The sequence below is a fragment of the Actinoplanes sp. NPDC021490 genome, from assembly GCF_055562135.1.
In genome coordinates, this window is record NZ_JBVHFW010000010.1 from 173,844 (window position 1) to 194,751 (window position 20,908).

The following is a 20,908-nucleotide window of genomic DNA, read 5'->3' on the forward strand; positions in this document are numbered from 1 at the left end:
CCCGCGGCCGGCGCCGTCATGCCGTGAAGCGTTGTGTCAGGCCCAGAACTGGTTGAACTCGGTCGTCCCCGAGCCGAAGATGGCCCCGCGGCCCTCGACGATCCGGCCCTCTTTCCACCGCAGCACGTGGGCCACCTCGATGGAGAGCTTGCGGCCGGCGTCACCGGCGCGCGTGGCCGAGTTGTGGCTCAGGTCGATCGACTGGTCGCCGCTGAGGAAGACGCCCGTACGCGTCATCTCGAACGACCCGCCGGACAGCTCACCCACGACCTTCATGAAGCCGAGGAAGTCGTCCAGGCCCTTCTTGGTGCCCGAGACAGCCGACTCGCCCGGCACGAGCCACTCGATGTCCGCGTCCCAGTACTGCTCGATCTCGGCGCGGTCACCGGTGGCCAGCGCGTCGTAGGCCTTGGCGACCCGGTCGGTGGTGAGCTTCTTGGCCAGGTCGGCCTGCGAGATCTGCACGCCGTTGGCGATCATCTCCTCGTTGGCCACGTTGCCGCCGATCGACCAGGCGCCCGGCTTGACCTCGTCGACGATCGAGAAGATGTACGGCTTGGTCACGTCGCCGAAGATGTCGACGAGCGTGTCGGCGAGCCGGGTGCAGATTTCTTCGCGCTGCTCCCGGGTGCTGAATCCCTCCAGCAGAGTGGTGCGGATGACCGGCATTTCCTGCTCCTTTTTCTTGGTTTTCCTCGAACGATCGGCGCGGTGGCTCAGGAAGCCCAGCGCTGCGGGATCGGTGCCAGCGAAATGGCGGTCCAGAAGAAGTTGTCGGCGCCGTACTGGTCGCTCAGATAAACCTGCACCTCGGCGATCCGGTCGTCCCGGATGATGTAGTGGGTGCAGTTCAGCGCGTCGAGCGTGGCGCCCTTGGCGGTGCCGTGGCCGCGGTGCACCTCGACGACCGTGTCGTCGCCCCACGAGTCGATGCGGATCAGGTCGACCTTGATCCCGCTCGCCACCAGGCCGCCGAAGAACGCGATGACCTCGTCCGGCCCGTTCTTGGCGCCGCCCACGGGGCTGCGGCCAGGCAGGTTCCACACCAGGTCGGGCGCGAACACCTCGTCCTTGATGGTCTTCATGTCACCGCGGTTGAAGCATTCGTACATCTTCTCGACCAGGCCGACGTTGCGGCGGCGGAGGTCGGCGGTGGAGTCCAGCACTGTCTCGGTCACGACTGCTCCTCGATCGACTGACGTTGGGCGGCGGTGAAAGCGTCCCGCCATTCGAATGCGGGCGCCGCCGACGGGAACAGTCAACTGAATGCCGGTCGGCAGCGGCAATGCGAAACGGCCGGGTGCCCGGCACTCTGCGATGTCCGAGCGATTCCGGACAGCCTCGCCGCGATATTCCGTGCACTCGCCGGAGCGCGGCCCGCGGGCGTTTCCTGGAATTGCCGATACCACCGTCGGCGCGACCTGGATAAGACCGCCGGACTCGCGGAGGCTGAGTCGCGTACGCACGAGGAGAAACAACGAAAGGACAAGGCCGTGACCGTAAGAAACGGGCACTGGACGGTGCTCTCGGTCGTGCTGGCCGGCGCGCTGATGGCCGTGATCGACGTGGCGATCGTCAACGTGGCGATCCCGAGTGTCAGCGCCGATCTGCACGCCGAGTACTCGCTGGTCGAGCTGGTCATCTCGGCCTACACCGTCACCTACGCCAGCCTGCTCGTCACGGGTGGCCGGCTCGGGGACGCGTACGGGCGCAAGCGTCTCTTCCTGCTCGGTCTGGCCGTCTTCACGGTGGCCTCGGCCGCCTGCGGACTGGCGCCCTCGATCGGGCTGCTCATCGCCGCCCGCGCCGTGCAGGGGGTCGGCGGCGCGCTGCTCTATCCCCAGGTGCTGGCCCTCATCCAGGTCACCTACGCCGGTTCCGAGCGGGGGCGGGCACTCGGCGTCTTCGGCTCGGTGGTCGGCATCGGCGCGATCGCCGGGCAGCTGCTCGGCGGGCTGCTGCTGGCGGCCGACGTGCTCGGGCTCGGCTGGCGCCCGGTGTTCCTGGTCAACGTTCCGCTGGGCGTGGTGGCGGTGGCGGTGGCCGCCCGTCTGCTGCCGCCCGACGGCCCGCCGAGCCGCACCCGGCTGGACCGCGGTGGCCTCGTCCTGGTGCCTGTGATGCTGGCCGCCCTGATTCTTCCTCTCGTCCGCGGCCACGACACCGGCTGGCCGATGTGGACGATCGTCTCGCTGGCCGCCGTGCCCGTGCTCTTCGCCGTCTTCCTGCGCCACGAACACCGGGTGGCCGCCGCCGGGGGTGAGCCCCTCGTCCGGCTCGACCTGTTCCGGCAGCGCGGATTCTCGGCCGGTGTGCCGATCGCCGCGCTGTTCGCCGCCTCGTACGCGGGCTTCCTGCTCTTGCTGGCCGTCTATCTGCAGGTCGGTCTGGGCATGCCGGCGCTGCGGGCGGCGCTCGTCTACACCCCCAACGCGGTCGGCTTCTTCGCGGCGTCGCTGGTCGCGGCGCCCGCGGCCCGGCTGCTCGGCCGCAACGTCCTGGCCCTCGGATACGGCCTGGGCGCGCTCGGCCTGCTCGGCGCGGCCGCCGTCGCCGCGACCTCCGGCAGCGCCCTGTCGGGCTGGGAGCTCGCCGCGCCGCTGCTGATCGCCGGCCTCGGCCTGGGGCTGGGGATGACCCCGCTGATCGGCACGATCCTGGGCACGCTGGAACCGTCGGACGCGGGCGCCGGGGCCGGCACGGTGACGACCACGCTGCAGGTGGGCAACGCGCTCGGCGTGGCCCTGCACAGCGTTCTGTTCTTCGGCCTGCTCGGCGTCGACCGGACGCCGGCCGGCTTCGCCCGCGCGTACGCCTGGACCGTCCCGGTGACCGCGCTGCTGCTGGTCGGGGCCGCGTTCCTGGCGCTGCGGCTGCCCGCGACGGCGACCCGGCCCAGCCACCGGCTGCTGGGCGGCCCGTACGCCGTCTATCTGGCCACGGGGGGCCGCCTGGGCGACCGCTCGTTCCGCCGCCTGCTCCGCCACGAGATCGATCGCCGCGAGGAGCGGATCGGCGAGGCGCCCGCGTCGCTGGGACCGTACCTGGCGTACCACTTCGCCGAGGCCGGCCGCCACCGCGAATGGCTCACCTACCTGGAGCACGAGGCCCTGACCGCTCCGGGAGCCGTGCCGCACGAGCAGCTGCGCCAGCCCGCCATCGACGCCCAGGTGGCCGAGATCCGGGCCCGGCAGGCGACCGGTGACCTGCCCGGCGGCATCGACCCGGGCCTGCTGCGCCTGCTCGTCTTCGCGCTGGCCAACTACCCGTACCTGCTGCCCCAGATCACCCGGATGGTGACCGGCCGCGATCCCGCCGACCCGGAGTTCGCCGCCGAGTGGTCCGCGCTGCTGCACCGGGTGGGCGCCCAGATCACCACGCCGTAGACGGAACCGGCCGGCTCCCCGTGAGGGGGAGCCGGCCGGACGGTGGGGTGGGGTCAGTCCTCGTGCCAGGGACCGTATCCGACCACCCGCTCCACCGTGGTGCGGATGACGAACCCGGGGGGCGGGTTGTCCATCGGGGGCCACACCACGTCCGGGCCGAGGTAGACACCGGCCAGGCGTTGCAGCAGCTCGGGGCAGCCGCCCTCGACCACCTTGGCCGTGCCGTGCAGCACGAAGTGGTAGGGCAGGCCGTCGGGGCTCCCGCCGCCGGGAACCATCGACATCGAGATGCGCGGATCCCGGCGCAGATTGCGGATCTTCTGCTGTTCGAACAGGTGGCCCGACACGATGTCGTCGCCTTCGAGACCGACCCACACGCAGGCCACCTGCGGGCTTCCGTCCGGGTTGAGGGTGACCATGTGAGCCAGATGGCCGCCCTCGATGGCCTCCCGTACGGCCGTCGACAGGGCGCTCACGACGCCACCCGCACCGGGAACCGGGCCGCGAAGTCCTCCAGCGGCGTCCGGGTGGCGTTGGTGGTGAAGCAGTTCAGCAGGTACCACCCGATCAGGGCGACCAGTTCGAGCGCCTGGCTGTGGTTCAGGTGCACCAGCAGCCCGTCCCAGGTGGAGTCGCTGAGCGTGGTGGTGTCCAGCAGCTCGTCGACGGCCCGGATGATCGCCCGGTCCCGCTCGTCCCAGACCGGGTCGTCGGCCGAGCCCCAGACCGAGGAGGCGCGCTGCTCCTCGGTGAAGCCGGCCGCCTCGCCGAAGACGACCTGGTGCACGCCCCACTGGTATTCGCAGTCGGCCTTGGCGCAGGTGCGGGCGACCGCGACCTCGCGGACCCGCACCTCGAGCGTGCTCAGCTCGGGGTCGAGGAAGAACCAGGCGAACGGGCGCATCCGCTCGCCCATCTCGGGGTGGTTGGCCAGCATCGTGCGGACCGTGTTGAGCGGCTGCACGTCGACGTTGGGCGGCACCCAGCGGGCCACACGTTCGGCGTCCTCGCCGGTGTACGGGGGGTTGAGCATCTCCAGACGCATGTCGGTTCCCTTCGGGTTCGGTACGCCGGCCCGGGCTCGGCATCGGGGCCCGGGCCGGCGGGCGGCTAGGTAGCCTCTTGCGGGGACGGCTCGAGCGCGCCGGGGACCGGTTCGACCGGCGGCGCCTCGACCGGTGGTGCCGTGGTGGCGCCCGGCCGCAGCATCAGCCACGCCGGGACGGCTGCGGCAACAACCAGCCCGGCGGCGATGAGGAATCCGAGCCGGAACCCGGAGGTCAGCGCGGAGGCGGCGGCCACGCCGTCGCCCAGCAACTGGTCGGTGCGCCACACGGCCAGCGTGGACAGGCCGGCGAGACCGATCGCGCCGCCCACCTGCTGGCTCATGTTGATCAGACCGCCGGCGATGCCGCCGTCGCGCATCTCGATGCCGGTGGTCGCGGTGACGAACAAGCCGACGATGGTGAAACCGCCGCCGACCGAGAGCAGGATGACCGGGCCGAGCAGGTCGGCCAGGTAGGTGCCGTTGGGTGAGATCATCGCGAACCAGAGGAACGAGATCGCCGATGCGGCCAGGCCGATCAGCATCGTGTTGAGCACGCCGAGCCGGCCGATCACCTTGGACGCGACGTTGGAGAACACGATTTGGCCCAGCGCCATCGGCAGGAACGCGAGACCGGCCTGGGTGGCGTCGAACTCCAGCACCTGCTGCAGATAGAGCGTCATGAAGAAGTTCATCGCCACCACGCCGGCCGCGAAGGCCATCATGATGATGTTCGCGCTGCGCGGCCCGGCCGCCCGGAAGATGCGGAACGGCACGATCGGGTCGGCGACCCGGCGCTCGATCATCACGAACGCGGTGAAGAGCACCACCGCGGCGGCCAGCGGCACGATGACCCGCGGTGAGCTCGCGCCCGCCTCGGCGATCTCGACCAGGCCGTAGATCAGCGCGGTCAGGCCGAGCGTGACGGTGAACGCCCCGCCCAGGTCGAACCGCGACTCCCGGCGCTCGGGCCGGCCGCCGGGCAGCACCAACGGCGCCAGCGCCGCGCAGGCCAGCACGAACGGCACGTTCACCCAGAACACCCAGGACCAGCCGGGGCCGTCGGTCAGCAGACCGCCGAGCACCACGCCGGTCGCGCCACCGGCGCCGGCCACCGCGCTCCAGATGCCCATGGCCCGGTTGCGCTCGCCGCCGTCGGTGAAGGTCACGATCACCAGCGAGAGCGCGGCGGGGGAGAGGATCGCCCCGCCGAGGCCCTGGAAGGCCCGCGCGATGATCAGCGTGGTGTCGTCGCCGGCCAGACCGCAGGCGAACGAGGCCGCACCGAACACGATCAGGCCGGTGACGAAGACGGTCCGGCGGCCGAACAGGTCGGCCGCGCGCCCGCCCAGCACCAGGAAACCGCCGAACGCGAGCAGGTACGCGTCGACGACCCACTGCAGGTTCTCGCGCGAGAAGCCGAGCGCCGTCTGGATCGTCGGCAGGGCGATGTTGACGATCGTGATGTCGAGGACGACCACGAACTGGGTGACTGCCAGCAGGGCCAGGGCGAACCAGCGCCGGTCCCGCGCGGTCTGAGAATCGATCATTGGAGTACCTCCGCGAGTGGGGCGTCGGGCGCGCGCTGGATCGCGATGCTCAGATGCGCGGTCCGGTAGAGCAGGAAGAGCCGGGAGAAGAGCGCGAGGAACATCTCCGGGCCGCGGGCGCTGGTCACGTCGCCGAGGTCGACGACCCGGCTCTGTGGCCAGCCGAACGAGCCCAGCACCTCGCGGACGTCGGACTTGGCCCGCGGGTCGTCGCCGCTGAGAAAGACGACGTGGTCGCCGGGCACGCGGGCCGGGTTCACCATCACGTCGTAGTTGATGGTGTTGAGCGTCTTGACCACCTTGGCGTCCGGGTAGGTCCGCTGGATCCGCTCGGCCAGGCTGTCGGTGTTGCAGCCGTCCAGTGTGGGCGGTTCGATGCGGCCGGACACGACGACGGCGTTGGCCACGTCGATCAGCAGTTTGCCGGCGAGATTGGCCGCGCCCGCCTGGGCGAGCGCGTCGAGGGTGTTGACCCCGGCCGTGCAGTTGACCACGGCCTCCGCCGACGCGGCGGCCGCGGCGAAGGTGCCGCCGGAGGCCCGCTCGCCGTTGGCCTCGACCCACTTGGCCATCCGCTCGTTGCCGGACGACCGCGAGCCCATCATGACCTCGTGCCCGACCGCGACCAGCTTGGTCGCAATCGCCTGTCCCACCTCACCGGTTCCGAGCACGGCGAAACGCATGGCGGATTCCTCCTCTTGAATATCGTGCGATGCGCCGCACGTTTCCGGGTGTATTCCCGGTCGCGGTTCGTCCCGCGTCTGTGGGCACCGTTTCCTCCATTCATGAATAGCATTTGTTGAATCCCCGTGGTCCTTGGCCGGACATCTGCGGCGCTATTGCGTCAAGTGCTCGAGAACGCGTCCGGCCCGCGTCGCGCCGGACGCTTCGGCGGCCGCCGGTCCGGCGATCGGCAGGCGTACGGCGATGCGGGTGTCGCCGGGCCGCGACGAGACCGCGATGGACCCGCCGTGCCGGCGCTCGACGATCTCGTGCACCAGGTGCAGGCCCAGACCGGTGCCCCGGCCCACGTCCTTGGTGGTGAAGAACGGCTGGAACATCCGGGCCTGCAGGTCCTCGGGGATGCCGCCGCCGGTGTCGCAGATCTGCACCTCGACCGTGTCGCCCTCGCGGCAGGTGCGCACCGTGAGCGTGCCGCCGTCCGGCATGGCGTCGGCCGCGTTGATGATCAGGTTGGTCCACACCTGGTTGAGCTCGCGTGGGTAGCCGCTGACCGCCGGGATCCCCGGATGCAGTTGCCGGCGCACCCGCAGCCGGGACAGCCGCTCGGCCAGGATGGTCAGGGTCGCCTCGAGGCCCTCGGTCAGGTCGAACTCGCGTTCCGGAGCCAGATCCAGGTTGGTGTAGGCCCGGGTCGTCTCGACCAGCGCGGTGATCCGGTGTGCGGCGGCCGAGATCTCGCCGGCCGAGCTGCGGGCGTGCAGGCGGGCCGCCAGCAGCTCGACGGCGGCGCTCAGCACCTCCGCGCGTACGCCCCCGGCCAGCCGGTCCAGCACCTCGGGCCGCACGCCGTGGTCGGCCAGGTCGTCGGCCAGCCCCTCCGGATCGTCCAGCCCGGCCCCGGCGAGCCGGTCGGCGAGTTCGTCGGCCAGGTCGGTGCCGGGCGCCGCGTCCGGGGTGGCCCGCAGCTCGCCCGCCACGGCGTCGAGCAACGCCCGCTCGTCCGGCGTGGCCCGGGCGCCCCACGCCTCGGCCGCGCCCAGGGCCTGCGGCAGCGACGCGCTCAGGTCGGCGGCCGAGCGCACCACGGCGGCGGCCGGATTGTTCAGCTCGTGTGCGAGCCCGGCGGCCAAGGTGCCCAGCGCGTTCAGCGTCGCGCGGTGCCCGGCCTGGGCCTCCGACGCGTGGATGCGCCAGGCCAGCACCGGCAGCAGGATGCGGCTGACCTGCGGGAAACGCGCGATCAGGGCGGCGAACTCGGCCTGGTCGTAGCGGGCCACGATGGTCGGGCCGATGGCCGTGGCGGTGGCGACGTATTCGATGCCCAGCATCAGCGGCATCTCGCCGGTGAACTGGTGGGCCGCCGCCGGCTTGCCGTCGTGCTGGGCGCCCGGCGCGGCCGCGGCCCGGTCGCGCACATGGCGGGTCAGGAAGCGTTCGGTGCCGTCGCCGGCGGTCACCGTGAAGATCAGCTCGCCGTGCAGCAGCACGAAGAACGCGCGCGCGGGCTCCCCGCGCGCGAACAGGACCTCGCCGTCGCTCAAGGTGTCGCGACGCCCGATCGTGATCAGCCAGCGGAGCTGCTCGTCCGTCAGCTCCGCGAAGAGGTCGACGTCCCGCAGGTCGCCGACGGTCAGCGCCTCCGCTGCCATCCGAGTTCCTCCCGGCGCGAGCTCAGGCGGCTCGCCGACCCATCCTCGGGCCATCCCGGCCGCGCATACAGAACGCGTTTGTGGTGGCACTGCCGGTACCAGGACGAGCGGGTGACCCGACGCAGTGCGGGCGCCGATCAGCCGGAGTACCACCGTGGACGCCGCCGCCTCTCGGCAGCGGCCCGCCACCCGGCTTCACTCGGCACTCGGGACGGCCCGCGCGGGGCCGTCGACGATGGAGGGAAACCGATGACAACCGAGACACAGCGCACGGCCGTACCGGCCCGGGAGATCGAGAAGTTCGTCGCCGACTGGTACCGGGCGCTCGATCAGCACGTGCCCTTCGACGAGGTGGCGGACTACCTGGACAGCACCGTGCGGTTCGTGTTCCCCGAAGTCACGGTCGACACCGTGGACGGTCTGCGGGAGTGGTACGAGCGGGTCACCCGCACGTTCTTCGACGAGGCCCACCGGGTCGATGTGGCCGAGGTGACCGGCGACGGCCCCGGCACGTACGCCGTGCACGTGGTCGTGAACTGGACGACCCGGGTCTGGGACGCGCCCGCGCCGGCCAGCCGGGTGCTCAGCTACGACGCCGACCAGAGCTGGGTCGTGACCCGCGGGGCGGACGGCCGGCTGGGTCTGCGCGACTACGTGGTCAACGGGCTGACCCCGGTCGGCGACACCCCGGCCTTCTGAGCGCCGGAGGTGACGAAGTGGTCGGCGCAGGCCCGGAAAAGGCCGGCCGACTTGTGCAAGTGAGTATCCCGCGCTTGCCGTTCCGCAAGCGCGGGAGTTCCACTTCCCGGGGCCAAACAAAAGGAGTGCGAGTCATGCCGAAAAGAATGCTGATCCTCTTGTCGGAATTCGGTTATTGGGGTGAAGAACTGCTCGGTCCGCTGACCCGGTTCGACGAGCAGGGCTACGAATCCGTCTTTGTCACCCCGACCGGCAAGCGGGCCCACGCGCTGCCGCCGAGCCTCGACCCCGGCTACGTCGACCCGCCGCTGGGCCGTGCGGTCACCACGGCCGAGGTGGCGGTCGGGGCCCGGGCGCTCGACGAGTCGACCCGGCTCGACGACCCGCTGAGCCTGGCCGAGCTGTTGCCCGAGCGGCCCTACAACAGCGCCGACCGCCCCCTGCGGGCGCTGGAGGCGTACTACCGCGATCTGGCGCTCGCCGTGGACGCGATCACCGCCGACTTCGACGCGCTCGTCATCGTGGGCGGCAGCGGCCCGATCGTCGACCTGGCCAACAACGGCCGCGTGCACGAGCTGATCCTTGCCTTCGTGCGGGGCGGCAAGCCGATCCTGGCCGAGTGCTACGGCGTGGCCTGCCTGGCCTTCGCCCGGGACTGGGAGGACCGCCGGAGCATCCTGTCGGGCAAGCACGTCACCGGCCACTGCAAGGAGTACGACTACAAGGACGGCACCGGCTTCCTCGGCACCGACTTCGTGATCGGCCCGCCGCCGTACCCGCTGGAGTACATCCTGCGCGACGCCACCGGACCCGACGGCGCCTACCACGGGAACGTGGGCCGCGAGACCTCGGTCATCGTGGACGCGCCGTTCGTGACCGCACGGTCCACCCCGGACTCGTTCCTCGGCGGCGCCAAGCTCGTCGAGGTGCTCGAGTCTGGCCTCGAGAGGTACGGCTGGTGACCGCGGCGCGCCCCGGCCGGGAGGCGATCTTCGAGCAGTTCGCGGCCGACGGCATCGACCGGATGTTCGGCAACCCGGGCACGGTCGAGCAGGGCTTCCTCGACGCGGCGAGCGAGGTGAGCGGGTTCGGCTACGTGCTGGCCCTGCAGGAGACGGTGGCGGTCGGGATCGCCGACGGGTACGCCCGGGCCCGGCAGGCCCCGGCGCTGGTGCAGCTGCACTCGGGCGTGGGCCTGGGCAACGCCATCGGGATGCTCTATCAGGCCAAGCGAGGGCACAGCCCGCTCGTCACCATCGCCGGCGAGGCCGGGGTGCGCTTCGACGCCCTGGACGCGCAGATGGCGGCCGACCTGGTCGCCATGGCCCGCCCGGTGACCAAGTACGCGACCCGGGTCCTGCATCCGGGCTCGGTGCTGCGGGTGCTGCGCCGCGCCGTGAAGATCGCGATGACGCCGCCGCGCGGCCCGGTCTTCGTGGCGCTGCCGATGGACGTGCTCGACGAGCTGACCGACGAGCCGGCCGTGGCCGGCAGCGTGCCGTCGCGCCGCTCGGTGCCCGTTCCCGACGAGCTGGGACGGGCGGCCGCGGCCCTGAGCGGGGCCCGCCGCCCGCTGATCCTGGCCGGCGACGGCGTCGCGGTCTCGGGCGCCCAGGCCGAGCTGACCGCGCTGGCCGAGCGGCTGGGCGCCCCCGTCTACGGGGTCGACAGCAGCGAGGTCAACATGGACAACACCCACCCGCTGTGGCGGGGGCAGCTGGGCCACATGTTCGGGGCGGCCAGCGCCCGCGTGGTCCGCGAGGCCGACGCGGTCGTCATCGTCGGCACCTACGTCTTCCCCGAGGTCTTTCCCCGGCTGGACAACCCGTTCGCCGAGGGCACCCCGATCGTGCACATCGACCTCGACGACTACGAGGTGGCGAAGAACCACCCGGTGACCGTCGGGCTGGTGGCCGACCCGAAACCGACGCTGGCCGCCCTGCTCGACATCATCGGGCGCGGGCCGCATCCGGCCGGGCCGCAGTGGCAGCTGCCGGTTCCGGCGGCCGACGCGAGCCCGCTCGAGGCGTTCGCCTACGAGCTGGCCCGGCAGAGCGGCGGTGACCTGACCGTCTTCGACGAGTCGCTGACCGCCTCGCCGGTGCTCGCCCGCTATCTGCCGGCCCGCCGTCCGGGCACCTTCTTCCAGACCCGGGGCGGCTCGCTCGGCGTCGGCATCCCCGGAGCGATCGGCCTCAAGCTGGCCCGCCCGGACGAACAGGTCGTCGGGTTCACCGGCGACGGCGGCAGCATGTACACGATCCAGGCGCTGTGGACCGCGGCCCGGCACGACGTGGCGGCCAAGTTCGTGATCTGCAACAACCACCGTTACCGGCTGCTCGACCAGAACATCGAGCAGTACTGGCGGGAGCGGGGGATCGCGCCGCACGCCGCCCCCGAGGGCTTCGACCTCTCGCACCCGGCGCTCGGCTTCACCGCCATCGCCGCCGGGCTGGGCGTGCCGGGCATGCGGGTCGAGAAGGCGGGCGACGCCGAGGAGGCGGCCGGCCGGCTGCTCGCCGCGGACGGCCCGTTCCTGGTCGACCTGATCACCGACTGACGACGGGAGGTACCGACATGGACGAGATCGTCCGCCGCGACGGCGGCCGCCTGGCCGGCCACACTGTCGCGATCCTGGTGGAGAGCGACTACGTCGAACCGGAACTGCACTACTACCAGCGCCGCTTCGCCGAGGAGGGCGCGCGCACGCTGCTGCTGACCCGGCTCTGGGGGCAGCCGCGGCTGACCTTCACCGGCCACGAGTACCGGGCGCCGATCGAGGTCGACGGCGACCTCGAGGCGGTCACCGACGACCAGCTGGGCCGCCTGGACGCGCTGATCGTGCCGTCCGGCATGGTCTCCGACCGGCTGCGCTACACCGAGGACGTGCGCTCGACCGCGCCTGCCGTGCGGCTGCTGAGCCGGGCGTTCGACCGGCCGTCGGTGCTCAAGGGCGTGATCTGTCACGGCATGTGGCTGGCCGCGCCGATCCCCGAGGTGGTGCGCGGGCGTCGCGTCACCTGCCACAACAACCTGATCGGCGACGTGCGCAACATGGGCGCGCTCTACACCGATCAGGACGTGGTGGTCGACGGCGACCTGGTCACCGGGCGCAGCGCGGCCCACTGCCACCTGTTCGCCCGCACGCTCATCGACCTGATGGCCGCCCGCGCGTCGCTCGCGTCGCCCGCCGCGCCGTCGTTCCCCCTGCACCGGCTGCCCCGGGCACGCACCCTGCGGAGCGCGACATGACCGAGCACTCCTACTCCGATCTCGTGGCCGGTTACGTGGCCGGCTACGACGCGGCGACCCGGACCGCCGAGCTGCGGACCAGCGACGACCGGACCGCTTGCGTGCGGATGACCGGCTCGACCGCCGCCGAGCTGCTGCGCAACCTCGGCGACCCGTACGCTGACGCGGCCCACGGCCTCGACGAAATGCTGGTGCCGGGCCGCTACCTGCTCGCGTACGGGACCTACTACCCCGACGACGACGGCCGCACCATGGAGGCCCAGCGCGTCATCCTGGTCGGCCGCCGCCCGTCGGAGTGGGAGTTCGAGGATCCGGACTGGTGGAGCCGGCAACTCGTGTCGATCGCCCGCTTCTACCGCCGGGCCCAGTTCGGCGCCGGCCCGATCGACTACCGCGACTACCGGACCGTGCTGCGGCTGGGCGGCGACAAGACCGGCGAGCACGTGCAGGAGACCGACACCATCTCGCGGCTGGTCTACGGCATGGCGGCGGCCTACCTGCTCACCGGCGAGGACGATTTTCTCGAAGTGGCCGAGCGGGGCACCGAATATTTGCGCGAGCACATGCGCTTCGTCGACCGCGACGAGGACGTCGTGTACTGGTATCACGGCATCCGGGCCGGCGGCGCCCGCGAGGAGAAGCTGTTCACCTCGGAGTTCGGCGACGACGCGGACGCCGTGCCGATGTACGAGCAGATCTACGCGCTGGCCGGCCCGGCCATGACGTTCCGGATCACCGGCGACCCGCGGATCGCCGAGGACGCGGCCGGCACCATGCGGCTGTTCGAGAAGTTCTTCCACGACGACGAGCAGGGCGGCTGGTACTCGCACATCGACCCGGTGCTGCTCGATCCCGATCAGGAGTCGCTGGGCGCCAACCGGGCCCGCAAGAACTGGAACTCGATCGGGGACCACGCCCCGGCGTACCTCGTCAATCTGTGGCTGGCGACCGGGGACGACCGCTTCGCCGACATGCTCGAGGAGAGCTTCGACCTGATCGTGCGGCACTTCCCGCGCGACGACAGCCCGTTCGTGCAGGAGCGCTTCCACCGCGACTGGACGCCCGACCGGCAGTACGGCTGGCAGCAGGACCGCGCCGTGGTCGGCCACAACCTGAAGATCGCGTGGAATCTGACGCGGATGAACGGGATCCGTCCCAAGCCCGAGTATCGCGACGCGGCCGAGCGCCTCGCCCGGACGATGCCGGCCGTGGGCAGCGACCGGCGCCGCGGCGGCTGGTACGACGTCGTCGAGCGGCAGGCCGAGCCGGGTGGCTCGCACCGCTACGCGTGGCACGACCGCAAGGCGTGGTGGCAGCAGGAACAGGCGATCCTGGCCTATCTCGTCCTGGCCGGGCAGGACGGTGACGACGAGTTCCTGCGCCACGCCCGCGAGGCCGAGTCGTTCTACAACGCGTTCTTCCTCGACCACGACGAGGGCGCCGTCTATTTCAACGTGCTGGCCAACGGCATGCCCTATCTGCTCGGCACCGAGCGGTTCAAGGGCAGCCACTCGATGAGCATGTACCACTCGACCGAGCTGTGTTTCCTGGCCACCGTGTACGGCCGGCTGCTGCTCCGCGGTGAACCGCTGACCCTGCACTTCAAGCCGCGTCCGGACGGGTTCGCCGACCGGGTGCTGCGGGTGGCGCCGGACGCCCTGCCGCCGGGCCGGGTGCGCCTGGAATGGGTCGAGATCGACGGCGAGCCGTACGGCGCGTTCGACCCTGTCGCGATGACGGTGAAACTGCCGGAGTCGGATCGCGACCTGATCGTGCGGGCACACCTGATGCCCGTCGACGACTAGGAGAACCGATGGCTGAAATGCGGATAGCCAAATACATGCGCGGGCCGGTCACGGTGGTCGAGCTCAGCGGCGAGCTGGACAGCGGCACCGCCTCGCACGGGCGCGAGGAACTGGTCGAGCTCGTCTCGCACGGCGGCATGGTGCTGCTGGACATGAGCCGGCTGGTCTACATGTCCAGCGCCGGCCTGCGGGTGATGCTGCTCATCTATCGGGAGGCCACGCGCAGCGGGACCCGGGTCGGGCTCACCGGCATCCTGCCCGACATCGAGTCGATCATGCTGGCCACCGGGTTCCTGCACTTCTTCACGGTGACCCGGACGCTCGACGAAGGCATCGAGGAGCTGGACGAATGACGCTGACCGAGCGCATCGACGCGTACCCGACCCACCGGATCGCCGGGCATCCCGTACGCGTCGGCCGGGCCCTGCCGTTCGGCGCCACGCTCGTGCCGGGCGGGGTGAACTTCTCCGTCTTCAGCAACCGGGCGACCGCCATGACCCTGGTGCTGATGCGGCCGGGGGAGCCGGAGCCGTACGCGGAACTGCCGTTCCCGCCCGAGTTCCGCATCGGGGGCGTGTACACCATGACGGTGTTCGGCCTCGACCCGGAGACGACCGAGTACGGCTTCCGCGCCACCGGACCCGACCCGGCCGGCCCGGCCGACCGCTTCGATCCCGGGCAGGTTCTCTGCGACCCGTACGCCCACGCGCTGTCCGGCCGGGAGACCTGGGCCGGGCGGGTCGGCGAGGCGGTCGGAGTGCCGTACCGGTCGAGGATCGTCTTCGACGACTTCGACTGGGAGGGCGACCGGCCGCCGCACCTGCCCGCCGAGGACCTGGTCGTGTACGAGACGCACCTGCGCGGCTTCACCCGGCACTCCAGCTCGGGCGTGGCCGCGCCCGGCACCTTCGCCGGTCTGGTCGAGAAGATCCCGTACCTGAAGGACCTGGGGGTGAACTGCGTCGAGCTGATGCCGGTGTTCGAGTTCGACGAGGGCGACAACGTCCGCACCGATCCGATCACCGGCGACCAGCTCGTCAACTACTGGGGTTACAACACGGTCGGCTTCTTCGCGCCCAAGGCCTCCTACGCCGCGACCGGGCGCTACGGCATGCAGTCCGACGAGTTCAAGAACCTGGTCAAGGAGCTGCACCGGGCCGGCATCGAAGTGATCCTCGACGTCGTCTTCAACCACACCGCCGAGGGCAACGAACTCGGGCCGACCATCTCGTTCCGCGGCCTCGACAACGGCACCTACTACATGCTCACGCCGGACGGGAGCTACTACAACTTCAGCGGCACGGGCAACACCTTCAACTGCAACAACCCGGTCGTACGGGGGTTCGTGCTGGACTGCCTGCGCCACTGGGTGTCCGAGTATCACGTCGACGGCTTCCGCTTCGACCTCGCGTCGATCCTGGGCCGCGCGCCCGACGCCAGCCCGCTGCCCAACCCGCCGCTGCTGGAGACCCTCGCCTACGACCCGGTGCTGCGCGACTGCAAGCTGATCGCCGAGGCGTGGGACGCGGCCGGGCTCTATCAGGTCGGCAGCTTCCCCGACTACGGCCGCTGGTCGGAGTGGAACGGGCGCTACCGCGACGCGGTCCGCCGCTTCCTCAAGGGTGACGAGGGCATGGCGGGCGAGCTGGCCACCCGGCTGGTCGGCTCACCCGACCTGTACGCGCCGCGCGGGGCCGTCGCGTCCGTCAACTTCGTCACCGCGCACGACGGGTTCACGCTGCGCGACCTGGTGTCGTACGACGGGAAGCACAACGAGTCCAACGGCGAGGACAACCACGACGGCGACGACTCCAACCACTCGTGGAACTGCGGCGCCGAGGGGCCGACCGGCGACCCGGCCGTGCTCGCGTTGCGGGAGCGCCAGACGCGCAACGCGCTGCTGATGCTGCTGCTCAGCCGGGGCGTGCCGATGCTGCTGGCCGGGGACGAGGTGGGCCGGACCCAGCACGGCAACAACAACGCCTACTGCCACGACGACGAACTGTCGTGGTTCGACTGGCGGCTGGTCGACGAGCAGAAGCCGCTGCTCGACTTCGCCCGGGCTCTCATCGCGTTCCGCCGCGCCCATCCGGTGCTGCGCCGCCGGTCCCACCCGACCGGCGAGATCACCATGGGGCACTTCCCCGAGGTGAGCTGGCACGGCATCTGGCCGTGGCAGCCGGACTGGTCGGAGCCGAGCCGCCTGGTCGCGATGATGCTCTACGCCGCCGGGCCGCAGGGCGACGACTGCGTCTATCTGGCCGCCAACGCACACTGGGCGCCGCATCGCGTCGAGCTGCCCGCGCTGCCGGCCGAGTGGCGCTGGCACCTGTTCGCCGACACCGGCGCCGGCGCCGTCCACCCGCCGGGCGACGAGCCGCCGGTCGAGGGCGGCACGGCCCTGCTGCACCCGCGCTCCACGGTTGTCCTGGTGGCCCGGGGTCCGGGCACCATCCGTACGAGGAAATGAGCCTTTGCCATGCCCTTTCACGCCAAGCTGTCGGTCGACGACGGCACCGTCACGATCCGGCTCACCGGCGAGCTCAGCTCGTCCACCGCCCCACGGCTCAACCAGCTCATAGCCGACGCGTCGGCGCACCCCGTCACCCGGCTCGTCCTGCTGGTCGACCAGCTCACCTACATCTCCTCGGCCGGCTTGCGCTGCCTGGCCGTCGCCCATCAGCGTTTCGGGCCGTCGGTGCCGATCGTGCTGGTCGGCGTGCGGCCCGAGGTGGCCGAGACGATCCGGCTGACCGGGCTGGACCGCACCGTGATCATGCAAGACGCCCTGGAACCCCGGTGAGACCCGGGCCGATCGTCGTGCCGAGCGGCACCGCGTCGGCCGGGGACGTCACCGCGTACGTCGGGCGGCTCGCCGACGGCGGCGAGCTGACCCGGCAGCAGGCGTACCGGCTGCGGCTCGCCGCCGACGAGATCACGACGAACATCGCGGTGCACGGGTACCGGGGCACGACCGGCCCGGTGCGGCTGGACGGCGGGTGGGACGTGCGGTGCGTGTGGCTGTCCATCGAGGACGAGGCGCCGCCGTTCGACCCGCGCAGCCACGACGCGTCGCCCCGCCTGGCCGAGGGCATCAGCGGCGGCCGGGAGGGCGGCTTCGGGCTGTTCCTGGCCCTCGGCGGGCTCGACGGCTTCCGCTACGAGCACGTCGGCGGCCGCAACCGCAACACATTGATCATGACCCGGTCCGCTGCGGCCGGGCACGGGGACGGAGACACCGATGAACACCAATGTCGCGTTGATCGTCGCTGAGGAGCGCGGCAGGCCGGTGACCGAACTGGAGGAGGCCCTCGGCCGCGACGGCTTCGAGGTGCACCACAGCGAACCGGCTCAGCTGCTGCTCGACCCCGAGATGAGCGCCCGGGCCGACCTGGTGCTGGCCTCGGCCGCGCTGGGCCTGCAGAAGGTCGCCATCATCGACCGGCATCTCACCGCCAAGCGCGGCCCGGCCACCCTGCTCGTCTTCCCGCAGGGCGACAACGCGCAACTGGAGACGTGCGTGCGCGGCGGATTCGACTTCGTGGCCCCGCCGTACCTGCCCGCGCTGCTGCGCAACCGCCTGTCCACCTGTCAGGACCGCACCCAGCTGGCCGTGGCGGTCGAGGAGATGGCCGCGGCCGTGCAACTTCAGGAGTACGAGCGTGAGTTGTCGATAGCGCGCGAGATCGCCTCCGGATTCCTGCCCGAGTCGCTGCCCAGCCGTCACGGATGGGAGTTCTCGGCCCGTCTGCGCCCGGCCCGTCAGGTGGCGGGCGACTTCTACGACGGCTTCGAGCTGGTCAACGGCCGCCGGCTCGGCTTCGTGGTGGCCGACGTCTGCGACAAGGGGGTCGGGGCCGCGCTGTTCATGGCCCTGATCCGCACGCTGCTGCGGCACACCGCCCAGCACACCGGCGCGTGGTCGCCGATGGACACCGACCTGCTGCCGTCCGACAGCAGCGACCAGCTCAGCGGCCCGGCGCTGTCGGTCGGGGCCGGCCCGCTGCAGCACGCCGTGCTCGGCACCAACCGGTACATGGCCTACAACCACCTGCGGCAGGGCTACTTCGCCACGCTTTTCTTCGCGGTGCTCGACCCGGCCACCGGCGGGCTGCTCTACATCAACGGCGGTCACAACCCGCCGGTGCTGTGCCGGGCCGGCGGCGAACTGGAACTGCTCGACCCGACCGGCCCGGCCGTGGGCGTGATGGCCGAAAGCACGTACGGCGTGGGCCGGGCCCATCTCGAGAAGGGCGACACCCTGCTCATCTACACCGACGGGGTGGTCGAGGCCCGCAACCTGACCGGCGGGCAGTTCGGGCTCGACCAGCTCTGCGGGCTGGCCCACGACCGGCCCGACTCGGCGCACGCGCTGCTCGACCACATCGACGACCGGCTGCGTGACCATGTCGGGGCGGCCGAGCAGTTCGACGACATCACCATGCTGGCCCTGCGCCGGACGGAGGGATGACATGCGGCCCAGCATCGTGGTCGTCCGCAGCTGGCGCGGCGGCACCGGCAAGAGCACAGTGATCAGCCGGCTCAGCCACACCCTGGCCGCGCGCGGCCTGCGGGTCGGTCTCATCGACGTCAGCCTGCAGGCGCCCGGGCTGCACGACACGGTCGGCGTCGGCGAGGAACGGCTCACCGGCAGCCTGCTCGACTATCTGATCGGCGACCGCGAGATCGAGGACGTCCACCACGACGCCAGCCACCTGCTGCAACCCGGGGCGGGCCGGCTCTTCCTCATCCCGGCGCTGCAGAACGCCAAGAACATCGGCAACCCCGCCTTCGGCCGGTACGACCCGGGGCTGCTGCACGACGGGTTCCGCCGGCTCATCACCCGGCTCGACCTCGACGTGCTGTTCGTCGACACGCACGCGGGCATCAACTACGAGGCCCTGTACGCCATCATCGCGGCCGACATCGACGTGCTGGTGGCCCGGGGCGACGCCCGGGAACGGCCGGGTGTCCGTCTCGCCGCGGCGATGTGCGCGCAGATCAGCCACCACCGCTCGATGCTCGTGCTCAACATGGTGCATCCGAGCGCCGACGCGGAGGCGCTGCGGGCCGAGGTCGAGGGAGACTGCGGCCTGCCGGTGACCGCGGTCATCCCGTACGCCCTGGAAACCGCGGACACCGACCGCGCGTACGGCGATCTGGCCGACGTCCTGACCGGCGCCATGGCCGAGGGACATCCGCTGTGATCCCGCCGCCGCGCTAGATCATTTCTCCTGGTAATCGGAGACTACCGAGCTCAGGATGCTCGGCGAGGCGTTCCACTTCTGCAGGTTGATGCCGCTGCAGGCGCCGAGCACCAGCTTGCTGATGTGCATGGCGGTGAACTGGTCCCAGAAGTCGGTGGGTGAGGGCATGAGGCAGTAGGGGGCGGCCGCCGAGGTGCCGAAGGTCGATTCGATCCGGTACGAGTTCTGGCTGATGCCGGTGAACACGGTCCGGGTCCACATCTGGTTGGGCGGCACGGCGCTGCTGAGGGTGCACGGGGTGACCTTGACGTACTGGCCCCAGGCGGTGGAGCCGGGGCTGTAGAGGCAATAGGTGGTGACGCCGTCGCTGCCTTTGAGGTAGACCCGGCCCTGCGCCGAGGTGGCGCCCACGGCGACCAGGGGCAGGAACCAGACCTGGTTCCATTGGATGATCTTGTTGGGGGACTGCTTGCACGGGAAGACCACCAAGAAGGCGGCATTGACGTTGTTGCTGGTGACGTCGAGGCAGCGGCCGAACTGGTCGTAGTTGACCAGCTGCTTGGTGACGTCTCCGGCCGCCCCGGTGCCCGCGCTGGCGTCCGGGAAGAACGTCTTGTATTTGGTGTAGTCGCCGGACACGCCGCTGCACGGGGTTCCGTCGGTGCCGTCGCCCTGGGTGCCGGCCACCCGGTTCGCGTTGCCGGCGATGACGTTGTTGATGACCACCCTGGGCGGCAGGGTCGTCCAGTCGACGTTCATGCACTTGCCGTTGGGGTTGGCGCCGTCGGTGGTGCCCTCGAAGTTGTCTCGGTTGTTGAGGCTCCAGATCTGCACGCGCTTGGTCGCGTCGCAGTCGGCGAAGGTCACCTGGGTCTTGTCGACGCTGGCCGCGGACAGGCAGGCGCCGTTGGGGAAGTAAGTGGAGCCCTCGCTGTTCTTGATCTGGACCTGCAGCGTGGGGTTGTAGGTGAAGACCTGCTTCGGGTCGGAGGCGTCGCACGTGGCCAGAACCAGGGGCGACCCGACCGTCAGCGGCGTGGACCCGCCGACCTCACGCGGCGCGGTCATGCACTGGTCGCTGTTGTAGACCTTGATCGTCCCGCCGGGCACGTTGGGCTTGGTGCGGCTCTGGAACAGATAGGTGGCCAGCAGCGTACGGCTGGCGGCGCCGACGGTTCCGGTCGAGGCGATCAGGGCGTACATCGGCACGATCGACGGCCCGCCCCCGCCGCCGCATCCCAGCCGGTTGGCCCGGGCCCAGGTCTCCGGGTCCGCTCCGGCCGGGGGAGTCAGCGTCAGGTAGTAGATGTTGACGGCGAATGCGGCAGCCTGATCGGCGCTCACGGTGCCGGTCAGCTTGAGGCTCGGGCCCGACGGCGTGGCCGCGCAGGGAACGCTGGACAGGGCGGCGTCACCGGCGGCGTTGATCGGCACCGACCGCAGCTGGGCCAGGCTGGTCTCGATCCCGCTCTGGGCGGCGCTGATCGCCGCCGCGCGGCTCGTGTCGTAGCGGGTGGTGCTGAGCTGACCGGCCACGACCGCGCCGAGCAGGGCGGCCGCGCCGACCCCGACGATGCTCAGCAGCATGGCCAGCGGCAGCGATCCGCGCGAGTCGCGCAACCTGGTCATGA

Annotated in this window: 20 protein-coding genes; 12 read left to right on the forward strand and 8 right to left on the reverse strand. The window is 71.1% G+C overall.

Features of this window, described 5'->3' with window-relative positions:
* Positions 1-36 precede the first annotated feature (36 nt).
* Positions 37-669, reverse strand: coding sequence for a nuclear transport factor 2 family protein (locus tag ACZ3I4_RS25790; RefSeq protein ID WP_465384579.1), 633 nt, complete (start codon positions 667-669; stop codon positions 37-39).
* 47 nt (positions 670-716) lie between these two features.
* Positions 717-1,178, reverse strand: coding sequence for a nuclear transport factor 2 family protein (locus ACZ3I4_RS25795; RefSeq protein WP_465384580.1), 462 nt, complete (start codon positions 1,176-1,178; stop codon positions 717-719).
* Positions 1,179-1,493: 315 nt separating this feature from the next.
* Here ACZ3I4_RS25795 and ACZ3I4_RS25800 point away from each other — a divergent pair, with 315 nt between their 5' ends.
* Complete coding sequence (locus ACZ3I4_RS25800; RefSeq protein ID WP_465384581.1) at positions 1,494-3,386, forward strand: MFS transporter; 1,893 nt, start codon at positions 1,494-1,496, stop codon at positions 3,384-3,386.
* A gap of 53 nt (positions 3,387-3,439) precedes the next feature.
* On the opposite strand, the gene ACZ3I4_RS25805 is transcribed toward ACZ3I4_RS25800, so the two are convergent.
* The 5 genes from ACZ3I4_RS25805 to ACZ3I4_RS25825 form a co-directional block, all read right to left on the reverse strand.
* A complete protein-coding gene (locus tag ACZ3I4_RS25805; protein ID WP_465384582.1) occupies positions 3,440-3,862 on the reverse strand; it encodes a PPOX class F420-dependent oxidoreductase in 423 nt (140 codons plus the stop codon).
* On the reverse strand, positions 3,859-4,431 hold the full coding sequence (locus ACZ3I4_RS25810; protein ID WP_465384583.1) for a carboxymuconolactone decarboxylase family protein: 573 nt from the start codon (positions 4,429-4,431) through the stop codon (positions 3,859-3,861). Before ACZ3I4_RS25810 ends, ACZ3I4_RS25805 begins: the two co-directional genes overlap by 4 nt.
* A 65-nt stretch (positions 4,432-4,496) precedes the next feature.
* A complete protein-coding gene (locus tag ACZ3I4_RS25815; RefSeq protein WP_465384584.1) occupies positions 4,497-5,981 on the reverse strand; it encodes an MFS transporter in 1,485 nt (494 codons plus the stop codon).
* The gene (locus ACZ3I4_RS25820; protein WP_465384585.1) at positions 5,978-6,664 is read right to left on the reverse strand and encodes an NADPH-dependent F420 reductase; all 687 of its coding nucleotides are present in this window, start codon (positions 6,662-6,664) and stop codon (positions 5,978-5,980) included. The genes ACZ3I4_RS25815 and ACZ3I4_RS25820 overlap by 4 nt, the downstream gene beginning before the upstream one ends.
* A gap of 153 nt (positions 6,665-6,817) precedes the next feature.
* On the reverse strand, positions 6,818-8,314 hold the full coding sequence (locus tag ACZ3I4_RS25825; protein WP_465384586.1) for a sensor histidine kinase: 1,497 nt from the start codon (positions 8,312-8,314) through the stop codon (positions 6,818-6,820).
* Between the two features lie 249 nt (positions 8,315-8,563).
* Here ACZ3I4_RS25825 and ACZ3I4_RS25830 point away from each other — a divergent pair, with 249 nt between their 5' ends.
* From ACZ3I4_RS25830 to ACZ3I4_RS25880, 11 genes are all read left to right on the forward strand, one after another.
* A complete protein-coding gene (locus tag ACZ3I4_RS25830) occupies positions 8,564-9,013 on the forward strand; it encodes a hypothetical protein (protein ID WP_465384587.1) in 450 nt (149 codons plus the stop codon).
* A gap of 134 nt (positions 9,014-9,147) precedes the next feature.
* On the forward strand, positions 9,148-9,975 hold the full coding sequence (locus tag ACZ3I4_RS25835) for a type 1 glutamine amidotransferase domain-containing protein (protein ID WP_465384588.1): 828 nt from the start codon (positions 9,148-9,150) through the stop codon (positions 9,973-9,975).
* The gene (locus ACZ3I4_RS25840) at positions 9,972-11,573 is read left to right on the forward strand and encodes a thiamine pyrophosphate-binding protein (protein ID WP_465384589.1); all 1,602 of its coding nucleotides are present in this window, start codon (positions 9,972-9,974) and stop codon (positions 11,571-11,573) included. Before ACZ3I4_RS25835 ends, ACZ3I4_RS25840 begins: the two co-directional genes overlap by 4 nt.
* 17 nt (positions 11,574-11,590) lie before the next feature.
* Positions 11,591-12,265 carry a DJ-1/PfpI family protein gene (locus tag ACZ3I4_RS25845; protein WP_465384590.1) on the forward strand — a complete coding sequence of 225 codons (675 nt, stop codon included), beginning with the start codon at positions 11,591-11,593 and terminating at the stop codon, positions 12,263-12,265.
* On the forward strand, positions 12,262-14,070 hold the full coding sequence (locus tag ACZ3I4_RS25850; protein ID WP_465384591.1) for an AGE family epimerase/isomerase: 1,809 nt from the start codon (positions 12,262-12,264) through the stop codon (positions 14,068-14,070). The genes ACZ3I4_RS25845 and ACZ3I4_RS25850 overlap by 4 nt, the downstream gene beginning before the upstream one ends.
* 8 nt (positions 14,071-14,078) lie before the next feature.
* Positions 14,079-14,423: an STAS domain-containing protein gene (locus ACZ3I4_RS25855; protein ID WP_465384592.1), complete on the forward strand. Its 345-nt coding sequence runs from the start codon at positions 14,079-14,081 to the stop codon at positions 14,421-14,423.
* Positions 14,420-16,540, forward strand: a complete 2,121-nt coding sequence (glgX, locus tag ACZ3I4_RS25860; protein ID WP_465384593.1) for a glycogen debranching protein GlgX — start codon at positions 14,420-14,422, stop codon at positions 16,538-16,540. Before ACZ3I4_RS25855 ends, glgX begins: the two co-directional genes overlap by 4 nt.
* Before the next feature lie 9 nt (positions 16,541-16,549).
* Positions 16,550-16,873 carry an STAS domain-containing protein gene (locus ACZ3I4_RS25865; RefSeq protein ID WP_465384594.1) on the forward strand — a complete coding sequence of 108 codons (324 nt, stop codon included), beginning with the start codon at positions 16,550-16,552 and terminating at the stop codon, positions 16,871-16,873.
* Entirely contained in the window at positions 16,870-17,343 is a 474-nt protein-coding gene (locus ACZ3I4_RS25870) for an ATP-binding protein (protein WP_465384595.1), read from the forward strand. Before ACZ3I4_RS25865 ends, ACZ3I4_RS25870 begins: the two co-directional genes overlap by 4 nt.
* On the forward strand, positions 17,312-18,541 hold the full coding sequence (locus ACZ3I4_RS25875; RefSeq protein WP_465384596.1) for a PP2C family protein-serine/threonine phosphatase: 1,230 nt from the start codon (positions 17,312-17,314) through the stop codon (positions 18,539-18,541). The genes ACZ3I4_RS25870 and ACZ3I4_RS25875 overlap by 32 nt, the downstream gene beginning before the upstream one ends.
* A 1-nt stretch (position 18,542) precedes the next feature.
* Positions 18,543-19,277: a MinD/ParA family ATP-binding protein gene (locus ACZ3I4_RS25880; protein ID WP_465384597.1), complete on the forward strand. Its 735-nt coding sequence runs from the start codon at positions 18,543-18,545 to the stop codon at positions 19,275-19,277.
* A gap of 18 nt (positions 19,278-19,295) precedes the next feature.
* On the opposite strand, the gene ACZ3I4_RS25885 is transcribed toward ACZ3I4_RS25880, so the two are convergent.
* Positions 19,296-20,906, reverse strand: a complete 1,611-nt coding sequence (locus ACZ3I4_RS25885; protein ID WP_465384598.1) for an RICIN domain-containing protein — start codon at positions 20,904-20,906, stop codon at positions 19,296-19,298.
* Between the last annotated feature and the right edge of the window lie 2 nt (positions 20,907-20,908).

Excerpts from the sequence above, each read along its gene's own strand:
- ACZ3I4_RS25790 (WP_465384579.1), bottom strand. The coding sequence starts at position 669 with ATGCCGGTCATCCGCACCACTCTGCTGGAGGGATTCAGCACCCGGGAG.
- ACZ3I4_RS25810 (WP_465384583.1), bottom strand. The coding sequence starts at position 4,431 with ATGCGTCTGGAGATGCTCAACCCCCCGTACACCGGCGAGGACGCCGAA.
- ACZ3I4_RS25815 (WP_465384584.1), bottom strand. The coding sequence starts at position 5,981 with ATGATCGATTCTCAGACCGCGCGGGACCGGCGCTGGTTCGCCCTGGCC.
- ACZ3I4_RS25820 (WP_465384585.1), bottom strand. The coding sequence starts at position 6,664 with ATGCGTTTCGCCGTGCTCGGAACCGGTGAGGTGGGACAGGCGATTGCG.
- ACZ3I4_RS25825 (WP_465384586.1), bottom strand. The coding sequence starts at position 8,314 with ATGGCAGCGGAGGCGCTGACCGTCGGCGACCTGCGGGACGTCGACCTC.
- ACZ3I4_RS25830 (WP_465384587.1), top strand. The coding sequence starts at position 8,564 with ATGACAACCGAGACACAGCGCACGGCCGTACCGGCCCGGGAGATCGAG.
- ACZ3I4_RS25835 (WP_465384588.1), top strand. The coding sequence starts at position 9,148 with ATGCCGAAAAGAATGCTGATCCTCTTGTCGGAATTCGGTTATTGGGGT.
- ACZ3I4_RS25845 (WP_465384590.1), top strand. The coding sequence starts at position 11,591 with ATGGACGAGATCGTCCGCCGCGACGGCGGCCGCCTGGCCGGCCACACT.
- ACZ3I4_RS25850 (WP_465384591.1), top strand. The coding sequence starts at position 12,262 with ATGACCGAGCACTCCTACTCCGATCTCGTGGCCGGTTACGTGGCCGGC.
- ACZ3I4_RS25855 (WP_465384592.1), top strand. The coding sequence starts at position 14,079 with ATGGCTGAAATGCGGATAGCCAAATACATGCGCGGGCCGGTCACGGTG.
- glgX (WP_465384593.1), top strand. The coding sequence starts at position 14,420 with ATGACGCTGACCGAGCGCATCGACGCGTACCCGACCCACCGGATCGCC.
- ACZ3I4_RS25865 (WP_465384594.1), top strand. The coding sequence starts at position 16,550 with ATGCCCTTTCACGCCAAGCTGTCGGTCGACGACGGCACCGTCACGATC.
- ACZ3I4_RS25875 (WP_465384596.1), top strand. The coding sequence starts at position 17,312 with ATGAACACCAATGTCGCGTTGATCGTCGCTGAGGAGCGCGGCAGGCCG.
- ACZ3I4_RS25880 (WP_465384597.1), top strand. The coding sequence starts at position 18,543 with ATGCGGCCCAGCATCGTGGTCGTCCGCAGCTGGCGCGGCGGCACCGGC.
- ACZ3I4_RS25885 (WP_465384598.1), bottom strand. The coding sequence starts at position 20,906 with ATGACCAGGTTGCGCGACTCGCGCGGATCGCTGCCGCTGGCCATGCTG.